The sequence below is a fragment of the Acinetobacter sp. NigerLNRRAM0016 genome, assembly GCF_054112845.1.
On record NZ_JBSYVT010000048.1, the window covers coordinates 1 to 19,580 of the forward strand.

Genomic DNA, 19,580 nt, shown 5'->3' on the forward strand with positions numbered 1-19,580 from the left:
GTACCTAAACCGTTACAACTGGTTTTCACTGCAAGTTGCCCTTGTGCATTAAAAGATAAGGTTAATGGTCTTGGTGTTGTTGCTGTGGTGCTGATCCATTGATAGGCAGCAAGGGTTTTATTTTGATCAGGAATTGATTGTACATTCACGGCTTGATCCAAATTTGATTGAGTTTGAGTAGATTGGCAAGCAGCTAAAGAAAAAGGCAATAAAGCAAGTAAAAGATATTTCAATTTCATTTTTAAATTAACACTTTGAGTCGAAGAAATATAAAACTAAAGGTTAATTGATTTATAAAAAAAAGAAATGAATACATGTACAACATTTGTATTCATTTCTTTAATGTGAATTTCACGTTAGTCGAAACGGTAAATATCCATACCGAGTGAACCCATAGAAAAACTACTATGTACAATATTAAAGCGTGTACCCGTACCCATTGCAAAAAATAACGGAGCAAAATGTTCTAAGGTAGGGTGATTGCGCTGTACATAGGGAATGCTTTTCCAATCAAGCACGGCATCATAATCTTGATGGCTAAGTTTTTGGGCAACATAATTGCGGAAAGTGGATGCCCAAACAGGTACATCCTGCGATTCGCCATGCCATGACAGTTCTGAAAGGTTGTGGGTAATACTCCCCGAACCAATCAATAAAACCTGTTGTTCGCGTAACGCGGCAAGGGTTTGTCCAATGTGATAAATCTGTTCCGCAGTCATGTGCATCGGTAATGAAATTTCAACCACAGGAATCTCTGCATTGGGGAACATATGCAGTAGCGGCATCCATACGCCATGATCTCGTGGACGGCTCGCATTGGCATGTGCATCAAAGCCTGCGTCAGACAAACGTTTTAAAATATCTTCTGCAAGTTCAGGGGCACCAGGGGCAGGGTAGCGAATTTCGTACAGTGCTGGCGGAAAGCCACGAAAATCATGCCATGTTTCAGGACGAACCCCAGTATTCACTTCGAGAGCCTGACTTTCCCAGTGGGCTGACATGACCACGATGGCTTGAGGTGTCGGAAGATTCAGGCTTAAACGTTGTAAAGCGGGACCGACTTGTTCAGGATTAAGCGCAAGCATGGGGGAACCATGTGAAATAAATAAACCAGGTAAAGTTTGTAGATTCATAGTCTTGCGCCTAAGTTGAATGAAGGAATAGGGCTATCATGCCAAATGCAAATATATGAATAAATAGCGTATATTCAACGTATTGTTGCAATATTAGAATGATAAAGAATTGCGCTTAGCCTGCACGATGGTAAGGATGATTGTGGTTAATGCTCATGGCACGATACAGTTGTTCAATCAACATGACCCGCACCAGTGGATGCGGCAATGTTAGTTTAGATAAAGACCAGTGCCATGCTGCAGCTTCACGTACCGCTTCGGAGTGACCATCTGGACCACCAATTGCCAAAGCCACATCATTGCCTTCCAGCATCCATGATTTCATTGTTTCAGCCAGTTTTTCGGTACTGAATTCACGACCACCGACTTCAAGTGCAATCAGAGTCTCATTGGCTTTTAAAGCATTTAAAATGCTGTCACCTTCAATTTGACGGTATTTCAAAATGTCAGCTTCAGAGTCATTTTTACCGCGTTTTGCCATCGGCAATTCAATAATTTGCGTCTGTACAAAGGGTTGAATTCGTTTGAAATAATCTTCAAAACCTGTCAGCACCCAAGCTGGCATTTTTTGACCAATGGTCAGAATCCGTATTTTCATATCTGATGTCAAAAGCTAATTCAGCAGAATTATAGCCTTGAAACGGCAGAATCTGCTGCCGATATACATTTTGCAATTGAAAATAATTACTGGCTGTTGCATTAATGCTCTTATAAAAGCAATAAATTTTGCGGATAACGTGGAATAAGAATAAATGCAAAGGGAAAATTTTAAAGGACGCTGCTGGATTCTATTCGTCATACTAATGACCTTATTCAGCAGTACCTATAGTGGAGCCAATTCTGCAATCAATAAGCAGGCTGATGCGCAGAATCTGGATGTTTATTTGCAGCAGATTATTGGGAGTGGCTCGTTCCGAAATCATCAAAATACCGAAGAATTAAACCGAGTTTCTGCTTGGATTAAAGAGCAAATGCGTTTGTTTGGTATTCCTTGTCAGTTTCAAAACTATATTGTAAACCGTGAAAACTATCGTAATGTGGTGTGTAGTCTGAATGTTAGACGTGCAGACAAAGTGATTGTCGGTGCACATTATGATGTGTTTGAGCAACAACAAGGGGCAGATGACAATGCTTCAGGCGTGGCAGGAGTACTTGAAACAGCACGCATCTTGGCGCAGGAGAAAAAAAATCTAAAACATAATGTAGAGTTTGTATTTTATACGCTGGAAGAACCCCCATATGCCAATACGGAATATATGGGCAGTTATGTACATGCTAAATCGGAACAGGCGCAGCGTAATAAAATTCAGGGCGTATATATTCTGGAAATGATTGGCTATTACGATGTGGCACAGACGCAGGAATATCCTGCAGGTTTAAAATGGTTTTATCCGAGTCATGCCAATTTTATTGCGGCAGTCAGTGATATTGATTCAAGGGGGCTAGGCGAAAATTTCTGTGCAGCCATGCAAAACCTAGAGTGTCAGCGTTTGGTTGCACCATCCATTACCCCAGGCATTAATTTATCCAGTCATAGTAATTATTGGAAATATGATATTCCCGCCATTATGGTGACGGATACCGCGTTTTATCGAAATAAAAATTATCATACCTCTGCGGACACGTTAAAGACCTTAAATCTGGAAAAAATGACACAAGTGATTGATGGTTTGGTGCAAGCTATTCTGAAATAGAGAAGGTGGAAAATTGCCAGTTTGAACTGAATTATATTATGTAGATTTTATACACAATCCCAATAAAAAACGCAGCCCTAGAATAGTATTAGGACTGCGATCAAGAGGTTACCCGCCTGGAGAAACAGATAACCTTTATGAATAAGAAACATACAGCGCATATGTGTCTTACTATTTTATATGAGGCTTTTTCCAGTTTTTTCAAGTCGATTTTTTATTAATCGAATGAAATGTTCTGGAACCCTCAAACTGCGATCATTTAAATTTACTTTATATTCAGATGCTTTACTTCAAGGAATGTAAACCAATCATATTTCCTTCAGTATCAAAGGCCAGCACAATAAAACCATATTCACCAATGGCGGTTTTTTCCTCCTGAATTTTTCCACCTGCGCTACTAATCCGCGCAGCTTCCACAGCACAGTCTTCACATGAAAAATAGATTAATGTGCTATTGCCGCCTGCGGCAACGCCCGGCATTTGCACCAAAGCACCTGAAGCGCCATAGACTTGCATATCTGAAGGGAAAGCCCATATTTGCAGTGACCAACCATCTGAAGGTGGCGTCAGTTCGGTGAGTTCAATATTAAATACAGCTTGATAAAATTGTTTGGCTCGTGCGATGTCATCCACATAAATTTCAAACCAGCCGACAGGATTTTTCATTTTAATTGTCCTGCAATCATCCCTTGCATCGAATTATTGTAGGCGATAAAAGTATCAAGTTGTGTGGTGTTATCAGCAGTAAATTGTAATAAAAAAAAGAGAGCCGAAGCTCTCTTTCTCATTCTTACTGAAATTAGTGACGTGCTGCCTTTTTACCTTCATCGACTGGTTTAACAATCGGTGCTTTAGGCAATGGCTCAGGCATAGAAGTCAAGGCCAGCGGTAAAATCTCATCAATCGATTTCACAGCCTTAATTTCTAGACCTTCTTTCACATTCTCAGGAATTTCCGCTAAATCACGGACATTTTCTTGAGGGATGAACACCAATTTAATGCCACCACGGTGTGCAGCCAACAGTTTCTCTTTCAAGCCACCAATCCGCATTGCACGACCACCTAGGCTGGTTTCACCAGTCATGGCAATATCTGGACGAATTGGAATACCTGTGAAGGCAGAAACCAATGCTGTTGTGAGTGCCAAACCAGCGGATGGACCATCTTTCGGTGTTGCACCTTCTGGCAAGTGAACGTGTACGTCAGTCTCTTCAAAACGAGTCGACTCGATACCCAGTTCATCTGCACGGGTACGAACCACGGTCATGGCTGCGGTAATCGATTCTTTCATCACATCACCGAGTGAACCCGTAGTGATAAATTTACCTTTACCTTTCACTGCTGCAACTTCAATGGTCAACAACTCACCACCGACAGACGTCCATGCTAAGCCGTTTACGCGACCCACTTGTGCTTCATCTTCAGCCATACCAAAGTCAAACTTGTGCGGACCTAAGTAGTCTGGAAGATTGGCAGAAGTTACATCCACTTGCAGGTTTTTCGCCTTTTTGCTGACCGCTTCTTTTACCACCTTACGCGCAATTTTAGAGACTTCACGTTCTAAGCTACGAACACCTGCTTCACGTGTATAACGTTGCACGATGTCACGAATCGCTTCTTCATGAACAGTCAGTTCTTTAGCGCGTAAACCATTGTTCTTAATGGCTTTAGGTACAAGGTAGCGTTCAGCAATGTTGATTTTCTCGTCTTCGGTATAACCTGGTAGACGAATTACTTCCATACGGTCTAACAAGGCTTCAGGAATATTCATGCTGTTGGCAGTACAGATGAACATTACTTCAGACAAATCCAGGTCAAGATCTAAGTAATGATCGTTGAACTTGTTGTTTTGCGATGGATCAAGTACTTCAAGCAATGCAGATGCAGGATCACCACGGTAGTCCTGCGCCATCTTGTCGATTTCATCGAGCAAGAACAATGGGTTCTTCACGCCAACTTTTGTTAGCGACTGTACGATTTTACCCGGCATCGCCCCGATGTAGGTACGACGGTGACCACGGATTTCCGCTTCGTCACGTACGCCACCCAGTGCCATACGTACAAACTCACGGCCTGTTGCTTTTGCGACAGATTCACCCAGTGAAGTTTTACCTACACCCGGAGGCCCGACTAAGCACAGGATTGGACCTTTGAGCTTTTTCACGCGTGATTGTACTGCAAGATATTCCACAATACGGTCTTTCACGTCATCTAGGCCATAATGATCTGCATCGAGAATTTCTTGTGCTTTTGCAAGATTGATGCTGACTTTGCTGGCTTTATTCCAAGGTGTATCTAAAATCACCTCTAAGTAATTGCGAACTACAGCCGCTTCACTTGAAGCTGGTTGCATGGCTTTCAGCTTACGAAATTCTGCTTCTGCTTTTTTACGGACATGTTCCGGTAAATCCGCTTCTGCAAGACGTTTTTCAATTTCCGCAACGTCATCTTCTGCACCGCCATTCATGTCAGAAAGTTCACGCTGAATCACCTTCATCTTTTCATTGAGGAAGTATTCGCGCTGGTTTTTCTCCATTTGACGTTTTACAGAGTCATGCAGGGTTTGTTCAATTTGTTGCTCTTCAGACTGTTGCAACAAATAAGTCATCAACTCTTGTAAATGTGCTTCAAATTCATCGTGCTCAAGGAATTTTTGCTTCACATCAATGTTAAGAGGTACACGGGTTGCAACGAAGAACAACAATTGCAATAAATCTTCAATTTTGTTGGCTGCGGCAACCAGTTCACGGGCATTGCGTAATTTTGCTTCAGCATATTGAGCAAACAGGGTACGTAACTCTTGAACACGTGTTTCTTGCGTTTGTTCGTCAATGTGAATCGACATTGGGCTCAGGGCATGTTCAGCAGTGAGATAATCATTTTCATCAATGATTTTTTCTAGCTTAGAACGATGTAGACCTTCAATTAATACTTTTATACAGTTTTCATCATTTTCATGATTCACAACTTGCACAATCTTCGCGACCGTACCGTATTGATATAAGTTGTCGTGATCAATTTCTTCTGTCAGAGAATCTTTCTGAGCAACTACAAATACGAGATTGTCACTGTTACGAGCCACATCAACTGCATTGATCGATTTTTCACGACCTACAAATAGCGCGATTTGCATGTGCGGGTAAACCACCACGTCACGTAACGCTAAAAGCGGTAATACACTTGGAACCTGAGGCTCTAAGGTTTCTTGATTCATAATAATTTCAGACATGGGCACTCCTAATGAGTGACAACGGTGTTGCCATGTTTTTTATAGTGATGGGTATTTCAAAAAATACAAGGGCAGGTCAATATAAAATGTATAAAAAATGACTAAATATGTGATTTTTAAGTATTCGCAACAGTCAGAAATACCAATTTTAACGTTTGAAGCGTAAAAATTGTTGGGGCATGAGCAGTGCATCTAAGGGTTGATCCCATTTTTCCCGCGTTAAGGTCTGCGGCACCAACTGGAAGTGATGCGCCAAACCTAAGCGGAATGGGCGATGGTAAGGGGCAGAGGCCAAGGTTTTGTCATAAAAACCGCCACCCATGCCAATCCGTGTGCCGAAGGGGTCGCAGGCCAGTAAGGGCATAATCAGCAAGTCTAAATGTGATACATGTTGCCCGCGACTAGCCATGGGTTCTTGCATGCCGAGTGGATGATAAGAAAAACGTTGATTATAAAATTGATGCTGTGAAATTTTGACCCAAACCAAGCGCTGATTCATATTACAAATCATGGGTAAATACACAGATTTCTTTTGATGAAAGCAATATTCAATGATTTTACGCGTCTGAATTTCGCCAAAAGCATGCAAATAAATACCCACCTGCGCGGCATGTTTAAAGTCGGGTAGGTGTCTCAGCCGATTTAAGATGTGTTGTTCAGCATGTTTTTGCCGGATCGGTGAAACATGGCGGCGTTTTTTTCTAAGATGCTTTCGAAGTTGAATCAGTTCAGTGGTCATGGCTATGCACTATTTTTATAAGCGAAGGACGTCAGTAGTGATGATTAAATTTTGTTGTCATTTTTAAGCGCTTGTAAGATTGGACAACAGCTACTTTCCGTGGTTTTACATTCATCGACCCAACTGGACAGGCGCTGTTTTAAGGCATTCAATTCTTGAATACGCTGGTCAATTTTTTCCAGTCGTTGCTGAATGACTTCCCGTACTTTTTCCCGATCATCCAGTTGTAAATGTAATAAATCCTGAATTTCACTGAGTTGCAAACCGGCATCTTTGCCTTTCTGGATAAAGCTTAAGGTTTCAATATCTTGTTGATTGTAATAGCGATAATTTTGAGTGGTTTCTGGAATGCGCATCAGACCAATGCGTTGATAATAACGAATGGTTTCTACATTCACATGGCAGTGTTTTGCTAGTTTGCCGATAGTGAGCATAAAATAATCTCCAAAAGGCTTGACTCAGTACCTAGGTACAGACTTTATGCTAACACAATCGAGAATGAAAATGGTGAGTCCGATGAACGAGCAACACAAAAGCTCTTGCTGTTCCAAAGAAAAAAAATTGCCAACAGTGGTGACCATTGATCCTGTTTGTGGAATGACGGTTGCAGAGGATTCTCCACATGCCTATGAATATCAATCGGTTCGATATTTATTCTGTAGTGCTGGCTGCTTAAACAAATTCGTAGACCATTCTGAGGCTTATTTAGCTTCAGAAAAAGCGCAAAGTTCTTGTTGTAGCAAAGCGCAAACTGAGCAAGCGGATAGTTCAGTCCAACCTGAAGCAGAAAGCATGGGCGCTGCATCAAAAGGGTGTGGTTGTGCGAGCAAACACCAGCAAAGTGAGGCGTCAAAAGCAGAAAGCTTTATTGACCCTGTATGTGGCATGACGGTCACTGATTTGAGTAAACCGCATAGCGAATGGCAGGGCAAAAACTATTATTTTTGCAGTGAAAAATGTCAGCAAAAATTTATCGCTGCACCTGAAAGCTATGTTCCGACAGAGGAAGAAAAGCCTGCAAAAGCATTAGGATGTTGTGGTGCTTCTAAACCAGAAGAGAAGAAAGCCTCAACATGTTGTGGTACGGAATCTAAAACTCCTGAAACAGTAAAAGCCGAATCAAAATCAAGTTGTTGTGCACCGAAGCCTGAGCCAGAACCTGCCAAAACAGGTTGCTGTGGTGGCGGGAAACACGCACATCAGCAACATGCCCAGTCAGGAGCATCAGCCTTTATTGATCCCGTTTGTGGCATGACGGTTGACCCAAACACAGAACTCAAAACGGATTATCAACAGCAAACTTATTATTTCTGTAATCCATCTTGTTTGGATAAGTTTAAGGCGGATCCTGAATTTTATTTAATTCCGCATGATCAGCGCCCTGTTCCTGAAGGTGCGGCAGATATGGATTATACTTGTCCAATGGACCCTGAAATTGTGCAAAAGGGGCCAGGCACCTGTCCAATTTGCGGTATGGCGCTGGAGCCGATGCAACCGACTTTAGATGATGGGCCCAACCCTGAACTGGTCGATTTTAGTCATCGTTTTTGGCTGACCTTGCCGCTGACTTTAATTGTGTTTGTCATGGCGATGGGTTCGCATATTCACAGTTTTATTTCACCGCATATTCAACCGTGGATTGAACTGGTACTGGCAACCCCTGTGGTGCTGTGGGCGGGTAAACCGTTTATTGAACGTTGCTGGACTTCCTATAAAACCTGTAACTTAAATATGTGGAGCTTGATTGGGGTTGGGGTGTTAGCCGCCTATATTTATAGTGTCGTGGCGACCATCTTCCCAAGCTTGATTCCGATGGCAGCCAAAACAGGGCATGGCGTGGCGGTGTATTTTGAAGCAGCGTGTATGATTGTGTCCTTGAGCTTGCTCGGTCAGATCATGGAGCTGAAAGCACGTGCCAAAACTGCCGACTCGCTCAAAGCCTTGCTAAAACTGCAAGTGAATACTGCCAAATTGGTACAAGCCGATCAGGTGGTAGAAGTTGAAATTAGCATGGTCAAGCAGGGGGATATATTACAGATTGCCTCAGGTGAGCAGATTCCACTGGATGGTGTGGTGGTGGAAGGTAAAACCTATGTTGATGAAGCCATGATGACCGGTGAACCTGTACCTGTGAAAAAGCAGATACATGACACGGTGATTGGTGGGACAGTCAATCAGCAAGGCAGTATCCGCATTCAAACGACCGCGGTAGGAGCGAATACCACTTTAGCGAAAATGATTCAGACCGTGGCGGAAGCACAACGTTCCAAAGCACCGTTACAACGTCTCGCCGATGTATTTGCCAAATATTTTGTGATTGTGGTGCTGCTCATTAGTGCTTTGACCTTCGTCGCTTGGATGGTATTTGGTGGTGCACAGTTTGACTTGGCCTTGATGTGTGCCGTGGCCGTGCTGATTATCGCCTGTCCATGTGCGCTGGGTTTAGCTACTCCGATGTCGGTCATGGCTACTACAGGTCGGGCAGCACAGAAAGGGGTCTTGTTTAAAGATGCAGAAGCGATTGAAGCCTTAAGCAAGGTCAATACGCTGATTGTCGACAAAACAGGAACTTTGACTGAAGGCAAGCCGAGTCTGAAAGAAATTCGATTACTCAGTTCCAATGTGGAACAGGCGCAAGTGGAACAGTGGATTGCTTCGATCGAGCAGTTTTCAAGTCATCCAATTGCACAAACCCTGATGCAAATTGTGCCTGCCCAGCAATTGCTGAAAGTGGAAGACTTTGAAGATGTCACAGGCTTTGGCGTGAAAGGTCAGATTGGCGAACAAACCCTATATATAGGCAGTCAAAAGTTGCTGGAACAACTCGGTATTGGTTTAGACCCTGCTATACAAACGCAATTGGATCAACAGCGTGCAGCAGGTAATGTCATCAGTTTCTTGAGCAATAGCCAAGAAGTGCTGGCGTATATTTCAATTCACGATGCGATTAAATCCAATGCGCAAGAGGTCATTCAGCAATTGATGGCTGATGGCATTGAAGTGGTGATGGCGACAGGTGACCATGAGCAGAATGCACAGTTAGTCGCAAAAGAACTGGGGATTCAGCATGTATATGGCAACTGTACGCCAACTGAAAAATTGGAAATTGTGAAACAGTATCAGGTACAGGGCAAAATTGTCGCCATGGCGGGTGATGGCATTAACGATGCGCCAGCACTGGCGCAAGCCAATGTCGGGATTGCCATGGGCAATGGCACTGATATTGCCAAACAGACAGCGCAAGTGACCTTGGTCAAAGGCGATATCCGTGGCGCAGCCGATGCGGTGCATATGGCGAAACTCGGTGTGCATAACATGAAACAAAACCTTGCCTTTTCTTTTGTTTATAACGGCTTGGGTGTACCCGTGGCAGCAGGGATTTTCTATCCATTGACTGGCTTGTTATTGACCCCGATGTTAGCCGCGGTGGCAATGTCACTTAGCTCCCTGTCAGTGGTGTTAAATGCCTTGCGCTTACAAAAGGCGAAATAAGTCACACAGCATATAAATGGTAACAAAAGCCTCAAGCATTTCCTTGAGGCTTTTTTTTGATTACGGCATAACAGATAGAGCAAAACAAAAACTGAAGTGTCGACAATAAAACTCAAGGGTCATTCGGGACGACTGCGTGATTTGACTGAAACCTAGTGTGGTTAGAGCAGGTCATGACATTGTTATAAAAATTGCAGTTCTATCACGGAAAAAGCATGGGAATAAGATTTAAAACATTGAATTAAAATAATTTATTGAGATGTGGTGATGCAACATCTCTAGAACGGAAGCCAGCCATGATTCTACTCCATTTTTGTCAAGTTATCTTTAAGAAGGTTTGCAACTCTAATACCAAAGTTGTTGACAATCTTGTTGCATTTTAATTTATTTGTGCTTATTTTAGCTAATAATTGAATTGATTGTTGACAATATGCTAACCGAAGAGCTGTCTACGCAGACAAAACAAGCCGCTACTGCGACTTTAACAGACCAAATTTTCAGAAAGATTCAAACTGCAATTGTCAGTGGTGAAATTGCAGCGGGTAGCAAGATTTCTGAACCTGAGCTGGCTCGTGTGTATGGCATTAGTCGAGGTCCTTTACGTGAAGCCATTCACCGCCTAGAAGGGCAAAAATTGGTGGAACGAACTGCGCATGTGGGTGCACGTGTGGTGTCCTTGTCGCATCAGCAATTGTTCGAGCTATATCAAATTCGTGAAAACTTGGAAGGACTGGCTTGTCGTTTGGCGGCACAAAGCATCGATAAGCAACAGATTCTAAACTTGCGTGAAGTGCTGCATATGCATGCACAGGACCCAGATTTTAAAGAAGGTAAAGGATATTACTTACAAGAAGGTCAGGATGATTTTCATTACTGCATTATCAAAAACTGTGGAAATAAAACCCTAGAAAAGATGTTGTGTGATGAGTTGTATCACTTGATTCGGATGTACCGAATTCAGTATTCCAAAACCCCAAATCGTCCACACAGAGCCTTGTCAGAACATATCCGTATTTTAGATGCCATTGCCGAAGGTGATGCGGAACTGGCGGAGTTACTGATGCGTCGTCACATTGCCGCATCCTATCAAAATATTCAGCAACATATTTCTTAATCGTGAGGAGAGAGGGAGAACTTATGTCAACGTTATCAGCAGGACAGAAATTCCGTGATGCAGTCGCTAGCGAGCATCCTTTACAAGTCGTCGGCACCATCAATGCCAATCATGCCTTATTGGCAAAGCGTGCAGGCTACAAAGCGATTTATTTATCTGGCGGCGGGGTTGCGGCAGGTTCTCTAGGTCTACCTGACTTAGGCATTAGCAACCTTGATGACGTTCTTACTGATGTACGTCGTATTACCGATGTTTGCGACTTGCCATTGTTGGTGGATGCAGATACAGGTTTTGGCGCATCTGCATTTAACATTGCACGTACCACCAAAGCATTAATCAAGTTTGGTGCAGCAGCGATGCACATTGAAGACCAAGTCGGTGCAAAACGTTGTGGTCACCGTCCAAACAAAGCCATTGTTTCACAACAAGAAATGGTAGACCGCATTAAAGCTGCTGTGGATGCACGTGGTGATGATAAGTTTGTGATTATGGCGCGTACCGATGCTTTAGCGGTAGAAGGTTTGCAAGCAGCAATTGACCGTGCTGGGGCTTATATTGAAGCAGGCGCGGACATGTTGTTCCCAGAAGCGATTACTGAATTGGCGATGTACAAGCAATTTGCTACTGCGACCCATGTGCCTATTTTGGCGAACATTACTGAATTTGGTTCTACGCCATTATTCACCACAGAAGAATTGGCTTCTGCGGATGTGAGCATTGCACTGTATCCACTTTCTGCATTCCGTGCCATGAACAAGGCAGCAGAAAACGTGTACACCACATTACGTAAAGAAGGTACGCAAAAGAACGTGGTCGACACCATGCAAACGCGCCAAGAATTGTATGACCGCATTAACTACCATGCGTTTGAACAATATCTTGATGCCTCTTTTGTAAAAAATAAATAACAACACAATTAACTGGACCATTCATCGTGTCCGCACAGGAAATACAGCAGTCACGATGAATCACAATGATTTGATCCACCCAATGGAAGAAGGAAGATCTTATGAATGCTACAACAACAGGATTTAAGCCAAAGAAGTCAGTTGCACTAAGCGGACAAGTTGCGGGGAATACTGCACTGTGTACCGTAGGTCGTAGTGGTAATGACTTGCACTACCGTGGTTACGACATTTTAGACCTTGCAGGTCAAAGTGAATTTGAAGAAGTGGCTTACCTTTTGGTCCACGGCAAATTACCCAACAAAGCTGAACTGAAAGCCTATAAAAACAAATTAAAAGCACTTCGTGGCTTACCATCATCACTTAAAGCGGCTTTAGAACAGCTTCCGCCGTATGCACATCCAATGGACGTGATGCGTACCGGTGTTTCAGTTCTAGGTTGTTTAACCCCAGAACATGAAGACCATAACTATGCAGGTGCACGTGACATCGCAGACAAATTAATGGCATCTTTCGGTTCAATGTTGCTGTACTGGTACCACTTCAGCCACAACGGCAAACGCATTGAAGTTGAAACTGATGATGACTCAATTGGGGCACACTTCCTGCATTTGTTACACGGTGAAAAACCATGTGAACAATGGATTCAAGCGATGCATACCTCATTAATTTTGTACGCAGAGCACGAGTTCAATGCTTCTACTTTCACGTCACGTGTGATTGCAGGTACAGGTTCAGACATGTACTCAACTATCGCAGGGGCAATTGGTGCATTACGTGGTCCGAAACACGGTGGCGCGAACGAAGTTGCATTTGTGATTCAACAGCGTTATGACAATGCCGATGAAGCAGAAGCGGACATCCGTAAGCGTGTAGAAAACAAAGAAGTGGTGATTGGTTTTGGTCACCCGGTTTACACCATTGCTGACCCACGTAACGAAGTGATCAAGCAAGTGGCACTTGAACTGGCAGATGCTCAAGAAAACAAAAAAATGTATTTGATCGCGGAACGTTTAGAAGCCGTGATGAAAGAAGTGAAAAACATGTTCCCGAACCTCGACTGGTTCAGTGCGGTGAGCTACCACTTGATGGGTGTTCCAACAGCGATGTTCACCCCATTATTCGTGATTGCGCGTACCGCAGGTTGGTCAGCACACGTGATTGAACAGCGTCAAGATGGCAAAATTATCCGTCCAAGCGCGAACTACACAGGTCCTGAAAACCTCGAATTTAAACCATTAGCAGAGCGTGTTTAATGAATAGCCAATATCGTAAGACATTGCCAGGCACATCATTAGCTTACTATGATGTACGCCAAGCCGTTGAAGATATTCAGCCTGGTGCTTATGCGACATTGCCATACACCTCTAAAGTGTTGGCGGAACAGTTGGTTCGTCGCGCAGATGCAGAAAATTTAACTGCATACTTAACACAATTGATTGAACGCCGTCAGGATCTGGATTTCCCTTGGTATCCTGCACGTGTAGTGTGTCATGACATCTTGGGTCAAACTGCATTGGTTGACCTTGCAGGTTTGCGTGATGCAATTGCAGACAAAGGTGGCGATCCATCTAAAGTCAATCCAGTGGTACCAACTCAATTAATTGTCGATCATTCATTGGCAGTGGAATACGGTGGTTTTGACCCAGACGCGTTTGAGAAAAACCGTGCGGTAGAAGACCGTCGTAATGAAGACCGTTTCCACTTTATTGAGTGGACCAAAACTGCATTTGAAAATGTCGATGTGATTCCTGCGGGGAACGGCATTATGCACCAAATCAACTTGGAGAAAATGTCTCCAGTGATTCAGGCGCGTGATGGTGTAGCTTTCCCAGATACGTGCGTAGGTACGGATTCACACACCCCACATACGGACGCTTTAGGTGTCATTTCTATCGGTGTCGGTGGCTTAGAAGCTGAAAATGTCATGTTGGGTCGTGCATCTTGGATGCGTCTACCAGACATTATTGGTGTTGAATTTGTTGGTCAACGTCAAGCGGGCATCACGGCTACGGATATCGTATTGGCATTGACTGAGTTCTTGCGTAAAGAGCGTGTGGTGGGTGCTTACCTCGAATTCTTTGGTGAAGGTGCAGACAGCATGTCAGTGGGTGATCGTGCCACGATTTCCAACATGACTCCAGAATATGGCGCAACTGCGGCAATGTTCTACATTGACCAAAACACGATTGACTACTTACGCCTAACAGGTCGTGAAGATGCACAAGTGGCATTGGTTGAACAATACGCGAAAGAAGTAGGTCTTTGGGCATCAGACATGACCAAAGCTGAGTATCCACGTGTACTTCGTTTTGATCTTTCTACCGTAACCCGTAACATCGCTGGCCCATCAAATCCGCATGCTCGTGTTTCTACGGCTGACTTGAAAGAGAAAGGTATTGCTGGTGTGGTTGAACAGCGTACCGATGGTTTAATGCCAGATGGTGCCATCATCATTGCTGCAATTACTTCATGTACCAACACCTCAAACCCACGTAACACCGTTGCTGCTGGTTTGTTGGCTCGTAAAGCCAATGAGCTGGGTTTGGTGCGTAAACCGTGGGTGAAATCTTCATTTGCACCAGGTTCTAAAGCGGCTGCGTTGTATTTGGAAGAAGCGGGCGTCTTGAGTGATCTTGAGAAACTGGGCTTTGGTATTGTGGCATATGCTTGCACAACCTGTAATGGTATGTCAGGCGCACTTGATCCAAAAATCCAGCAAGAAATCATTGACCGTGACTTGTATGCCACTGCGGTACTTTCGGGTAACCGTAACTTCGATGGTCGTATCCATCCATATGCAAAACAAGCCTTCTTGGCATCTCCACCGCTCGTTGTAGCGTATGCCATTGCGGGTACGATCCGTTTTGACATCGAAAAAGATGCACTGGGTACAGACCAAGACGGTAATCCAATTTACCTGAAAGATATTTGGCCGTCTGATGCTGAAATTGATGCGCTGGTTAAAGAAGCGGTGAAGCCTGAACAATTCCGTAAAGTCTACATTCCAATGTTTGACTTAGGCGAAGTTGAGCAAGCGGAAAGCCCACTTTACGACTGGCGTCCACAAAGTACTTATATTCGCCGTCCGCCGTACTGGGAAGGTGCATTGGCTGCGCCACGTACTTTGGCAAATATGCGTCCTTTGGCAATTTTGGGTGACAACATCACCACAGATCACTTGTCTCCATCGAATGCAATCTTGATGGACTCTGCGGCAGGTGAATACCTACACAAAATGGGTGTGCCTGAAGAAGACTTCAACTCATATGCAACGCACCGTGGTGACCACTTAACCGCACAACGTGCAACTTTTGCCAATCCAAAATTGTTTAACGAAATGGTACGTCGTTCTGACGGTACTGTGAAACAAGGTTCGAAAGCACGCGTAGAGCCAGAAGGCGAAGTGATGCGTATGTGGGAAGCGATTGAAACTTACATGAACCGTAAGCAACCGTTAATCATCATTGCGGGTGCGGATTATGGTCAAGGTTCTAGCCGTGACTGGGCTGCGAAAGGTGTACGCCTTGCAGGTGTAGAAGCGATTGTTGCGGAAGGTTTTGAGCGTATTCACCGTACTAACTTGGTGGGTATGGGTGTGTTACCACTTGAGTTTAAAGCAGGTGTAAACCGTAATACTTTAAAGCTGGATGGTACTGAGCTTTATAGCGTGATTGGTAACATTGCGCCACGTTCGACTTTAACTTTAGTGATTGAGCGTGCAACGGCAGATGGCAAAAATGAAGTTGTGGAAGTACCTGTAACTTGCCGTCTAGATACAGAAGAAGAAGTGTCTGTATATGAAGCAGGTGGTGTACTTCAGCGTTTTGCTCAGGACTTTTTGGAAAGCCAAGAAGAGAAAGAGCAATTAACAGCTTAATTTAAAGTATTTGAAATTGTTTAAAAAAAGCCCTACTTTAGAGTGGGGTTTTTTATTTAAAGATATATAAAATGGCGAAAAAGAAAATTTTAACAATTGGCTTTTCTTTATATGGAGAAGATACTGAATATTGTGAATTTGGTTCAGAGACCTCGTTGTTGGACTGGGATATAATCCTAATCCAACCTGATATTAGTGATTACTTATTTAGAGGGGGCGATTATTTTCAAGGGAAAAAAAGCCTTTCGGATTACGATTCCTTTACTCTGAAATCTAAAACAGAGCACTGGAAAAGAGAAATAAAAACAGCAATGGATCATGGGAAGTTAGTAGTTGTTTTCTTAGATAAGTTGCAAGAGGTATTTATAGCAACAGGAGAAAAACAATATTCTGGTACTGGAAAAAATAGGCAAACTACTAGAATAGTAGCCTCATATACTAATTATGATATGTTGCCTATTAAGTTGAAAATTACAAATTCGAAAGGTAAGGAAATAAAATTAGCACCTAAAAAATCAGAAGTAGTATCTACCTATTGGACTAGCCTTGGTGACAATTCCTCATATCAAGTATTAGTTGAAGGAGCCGTTGTACCTTGCTTGCAAACTAAACATGGAGATAAAACAGTAGGTTTTATTTTGAATGCAAGTAATTCAAATGGAGCTTTAATAGGTTTGCCTAATATAAATTTTTCAGATGATTCCTTTTTTGATGAAGAGCAAGAAGAGTGGAGTCTAATAGGTCAACAATTTTCTCATAACTTTATTAAACAAATAGTAAGTTTGGAGAAAGCAGTTAAGCAAGAAGGTGATTTAACAGTAGAACCAGATTGGGTAAAGGTTGATCAATTTAGGTTGAAGAGTGAAGAGGTGGAAAATAATAAATTACTTATTTTAGAGGAAAAATTAAGAAAAATATCTACGGAAAAAGAAGAAATCTTAGAAAAAATAAACCAGCTAAGTAAATTAAGAAATTTATTATTTGAAAAAGGAAAACCTCTGGAATTTGCAATATTAGATGCATTAAAAATTTTAGGGTTTTCTGTGTCTCAATATGAGGATGCTGATTCTGAATTTGATGCAGTTTTTGAGTCAGAAGAGGGGCGTTTAATTGGAGAAGTTGAAGGAAAAGACAATAAGGCTGTAAATATTGATAAGTTAAGGCAATTGGCTCTGAATATTCATGAAGATTTACAGCGAGAAGAGGTATTAGTACCTGCAAAATCAGTACTTTTTGGAAATGCTTATCGTTTGGTTCCTTTAATTGAGAGACAAAACCCATTTACTGAAAAGTGCATTTCGGCTGCATCTGTAAGTTCAACAGCGTTAATTTTTACTCCTGATCTTTTTGTAGTTGCGAGATATTTACATGATAATAAAAATGCTCGTTTCTCAAAACAGTGTAGAAAAGCAATTTTGAATGCTATTGGAAGAGTTAATTTCCCTGAAATTCCGAGTTCATCTGAAATAAAAATTGACAGTATAGTGAGTGATAAGGATTAGATTAATTTTCGTAGATAAGTTAATGAATTATTTTTATTTCTGTATTTAATTTGAATAATTTTATGGGTTAAGGTGTTTTGTTATTTTAAACGAAAGCCCCATGAAATGGGGCTTATTTGTATCGTAATTTAAGGCTTGCACTAGGTTGTAAAACTTTTCAATGTGAATATATCAACCAAGAAAAAAATATAATCTTAGATAATTTGAAAAATAATAAAATATTTAATTCTGATATCGAAAGTTTGAAGGGATGGGTCGGGTAGCTATTAGGTGTTCAATTAATAATATTCTGACCTCTGCGGTCACAAAATAGACTCTACAATCTCAAAAGCTTGTCTATACTCTGTTCACCATTTCTAAAACACATGGAGAACAAAAATGGTAACTGCTGGCGAAAAACCTGGAACAGGCTTCTATTTTTGTATTCAATGCGGACACCGCACCTATTTAGAAATTGGTACAGATCGTTTACCTCCGTGTACCAAATGCCTTGGCAATCAATTCAATAGTAAGAATGCCTAAGCCGCAAACACTAAACAGTTATCCGCTGTTTTGAATCAAGCCCTGTCACATAAGATAGGGCTTTTTATTTGCATGAAGAAAAGGATTCAAGAGCATAAAAAACAGATTGGAACGCTTAATAGTATTTGAAACTTAGAGCGAGTGTTCATCATCAAAACGCTTAGGAAATAGGGGAAATGAGATCTAAAGCATTATTTATGATCGCAAAGTAATCAAATATTCACTTTGATGATTAAATTTTAGTTAGTTCACCAATTTTTTGAATACATCATTTCTTACACTTATGACGCCATTATTTTTTGAAATGATCAATAGACATTCAGCATAAGCGCGTTATACTAGGGATACCATTTCTAAAAGAACATAAGGAGAACCAAAATGGTAACTGCTGGCGAACAACCTGGAACAGGTTTCTATTTTTGTGTTCAATGCGGACGTCGCGTCTACTTAGAAATTGGTACTGATCGTTTACCCCCGTGTACCAAATGCGCTTGCACTCAATTTAAAAAATAAAAGTGTTTAAGTAACAATGCCAAAACAGACAACCCAGTTTTGGAAAAAGCCCTATTACTCAATAGGGCTTTTTGTTGGCATCTATATTTTAAAACGATGTGGCTTGATGTGTAGTTGATCTAATTGAGCGATTGATTAATTCAACTCTTGTGCTAAAAGTTGTCCTTCGGTGGTCAGTTTTTCTGCCATTTCTGCTGTTTTCTTCAAACCCGGCATACGGTACTCGGTATGACCATAATCGTGTATAGACTTCCAGCGTCCACCCCATGTTAAACCGACCGATTCCGCAACTTCACCATACAATTGATAGCCTTTCCAAGCCCAAGGGTCACGTTCTGAAATTACGACTTTACCATCCCGTTTAAAAGCCACATCCGCAGCCAGACCAAATTGGTGATAGCTCTGAAAAGCTTTGGCACGGGTGGTGTTCTTGTTGCCAGACAGCATATTTTGACGCGCAGGGCTACGATAACCTTCTAGTAAAACCAGCTCATAGTTATGACGTTCTTTCATGATTTTAAAGACCATCAACAAGCGTTGTTTATAGCGTGGGTTCATACGATCCCATTTACGGTCAATCAGTGAAGTATCAAAATGCCCATGACTTTGTTCAAAGGTGCTATCCCGTTCCAAAGAGAAGGGTTGAGCAGTCACACTGTTGTTCTGTGCCTGATACTGTTGTTCCATTTGCATGGCTTCAACAATAGCGGCATCGACCAACTGTTCATCCACTTCTGGCGGAGGCGTCAGCATTTCACCATTTAACAGCGCATAAATTTGCGGGTCGACCTGTTCCAGATAATTGGCTTCAACTTTGGTGGGGTCAATCGGTCGCGTAAAGGCAAACAATACAATAC

16 protein-coding genes and 1 pseudogene are annotated in these 19,580 nt (G+C 42.3%); 9 read left to right on the top strand and 8 right to left on the bottom strand.

Going from position 1 to position 19,580, the window contains the following annotated elements; genetic code table 11:
• From ACWQ4X_RS17665 to rlmH, 3 genes and pseudogenes are all read right to left on the bottom strand, one after another.
• Positions 1–239: pseudogene (locus tag ACWQ4X_RS17665) on the bottom strand (hypothetical protein); the annotation flags it as partial.
• 117 nt (positions 240–356) lie between these two features.
• Positions 357–1,133 carry a DODA-type extradiol aromatic ring-opening family dioxygenase gene (locus ACWQ4X_RS17670; protein WP_457904516.1) on the bottom strand — a complete coding sequence of 259 codons (777 nt, stop codon included), beginning with the start codon at positions 1,131–1,133 and terminating at the stop codon, positions 357–359.
• Between the two features lie 115 nt (positions 1,134–1,248).
• Complete coding sequence (gene rlmH / locus ACWQ4X_RS17675; protein WP_457904517.1) at positions 1,249–1,731, bottom strand: 23S rRNA (pseudouridine(1915)-N(3))-methyltransferase RlmH; 483 nt, start codon at positions 1,729–1,731, stop codon at positions 1,249–1,251.
• Positions 1,732–1,885: 154 nt separating this feature from the next.
• On the opposite strand from rlmH, the gene ACWQ4X_RS17680 reads away from it, so the two are divergent.
• Positions 1,886–2,827, top strand: a complete 942-nt coding sequence (locus ACWQ4X_RS17680) for a M20/M25/M40 family metallo-hydrolase (protein ID WP_457904518.1) — start codon at positions 1,886–1,888, stop codon at positions 2,825–2,827.
• A gap of 285 nt (positions 2,828–3,112) precedes the next feature.
• Here the strand turns inward: ACWQ4X_RS17680 and ACWQ4X_RS17685 are convergent, their stop codons facing one another.
• The 4 genes from ACWQ4X_RS17685 to ACWQ4X_RS17700 all read right to left on the bottom strand — a co-directional run bounded on the left by ACWQ4X_RS17685 (position 3,113) and on the right by ACWQ4X_RS17700 (position 7,229).
• Positions 3,113–3,493, bottom strand: a complete 381-nt coding sequence (locus ACWQ4X_RS17685; protein WP_457904519.1) for a VOC family protein — start codon at positions 3,491–3,493, stop codon at positions 3,113–3,115.
• A gap of 133 nt (positions 3,494–3,626) precedes the next feature.
• Positions 3,627–6,056, bottom strand: coding sequence for an endopeptidase La (gene lon / locus ACWQ4X_RS17690; RefSeq protein WP_142769240.1), 2,430 nt, complete (start codon positions 6,054–6,056; stop codon positions 3,627–3,629).
• 148 nt (positions 6,057–6,204) lie between these two features.
• Positions 6,205–6,795 (bottom strand): 5-formyltetrahydrofolate cyclo-ligase, encoded by a 591-nt coding sequence (locus ACWQ4X_RS17695; RefSeq protein WP_457904520.1) that lies wholly within the window; start codon positions 6,793–6,795, stop codon positions 6,205–6,207.
• Positions 6,796–6,839: 44 nt separating this feature from the next.
• Positions 6,840–7,229: a MerR family transcriptional regulator gene (locus ACWQ4X_RS17700; RefSeq protein ID WP_457904521.1), complete on the bottom strand. Its 390-nt coding sequence runs from the start codon at positions 7,227–7,229 to the stop codon at positions 6,840–6,842.
• 82 nt (positions 7,230–7,311) lie between these two features.
• Between ACWQ4X_RS17700 and ACWQ4X_RS17705 the strand changes: the two genes are divergently transcribed.
• From ACWQ4X_RS17705 to ACWQ4X_RS17740, 8 genes are all read left to right on the top strand, one after another.
• Entirely contained in the window at positions 7,312–10,287 is a 2,976-nt protein-coding gene (locus ACWQ4X_RS17705; RefSeq protein WP_457904522.1) for a heavy metal translocating P-type ATPase, read from the top strand.
• Positions 10,288–10,717: 430 nt separating this feature from the next.
• The gene (locus tag ACWQ4X_RS17710) at positions 10,718–11,401 is read left to right on the top strand and encodes a GntR family transcriptional regulator (RefSeq protein WP_457904523.1); all 684 of its coding nucleotides are present in this window, start codon (positions 10,718–10,720) and stop codon (positions 11,399–11,401) included.
• 23 nt (positions 11,402–11,424) lie between these two features.
• Complete coding sequence (gene prpB / locus ACWQ4X_RS17715) at positions 11,425–12,309, top strand: methylisocitrate lyase (RefSeq protein WP_457904524.1); 885 nt, start codon at positions 11,425–11,427, stop codon at positions 12,307–12,309.
• 101 nt (positions 12,310–12,410) lie between these two features.
• The gene (gene prpC, locus ACWQ4X_RS17720; RefSeq protein ID WP_457904525.1) at positions 12,411–13,562 is read left to right on the top strand and encodes a bifunctional 2-methylcitrate synthase/citrate synthase; all 1,152 of its coding nucleotides are present in this window, start codon (positions 12,411–12,413) and stop codon (positions 13,560–13,562) included.
• On the top strand, positions 13,562–16,186 hold the full coding sequence (gene acnD / locus ACWQ4X_RS17725; RefSeq protein ID WP_457904526.1) for a Fe/S-dependent 2-methylisocitrate dehydratase AcnD: 2,625 nt from the start codon (positions 13,562–13,564) through the stop codon (positions 16,184–16,186). The genes prpC and acnD overlap by 1 nt, the downstream gene beginning before the upstream one ends.
• A gap of 71 nt (positions 16,187–16,257) precedes the next feature.
• Entirely contained in the window at positions 16,258–17,688 is a 1,431-nt protein-coding gene (locus ACWQ4X_RS17730) for a hypothetical protein (protein ID WP_457904527.1), read from the top strand.
• Positions 17,689–18,066: 378 nt separating this feature from the next.
• Positions 18,067–18,210, top strand: coding sequence for a zinc ribbon-containing protein (locus ACWQ4X_RS17735; RefSeq protein WP_199949998.1), 144 nt, complete (start codon positions 18,067–18,069; stop codon positions 18,208–18,210).
• A 363-nt stretch (positions 18,211–18,573) separates the two neighbouring features.
• Positions 18,574–18,723: a zinc ribbon-containing protein gene (locus ACWQ4X_RS17740; protein ID WP_322869399.1), complete on the top strand. Its 150-nt coding sequence runs from the start codon at positions 18,574–18,576 to the stop codon at positions 18,721–18,723.
• Positions 18,724–18,858: 135 nt separating this feature from the next.
• On the opposite strand, the gene ACWQ4X_RS17745 is transcribed toward ACWQ4X_RS17740, so the two are convergent.
• A partial coding sequence (locus ACWQ4X_RS17745; protein WP_457904528.1) for a M15 family metallopeptidase occupies positions 18,859–19,580 on the bottom strand: 722 nt, incomplete at its 5' end.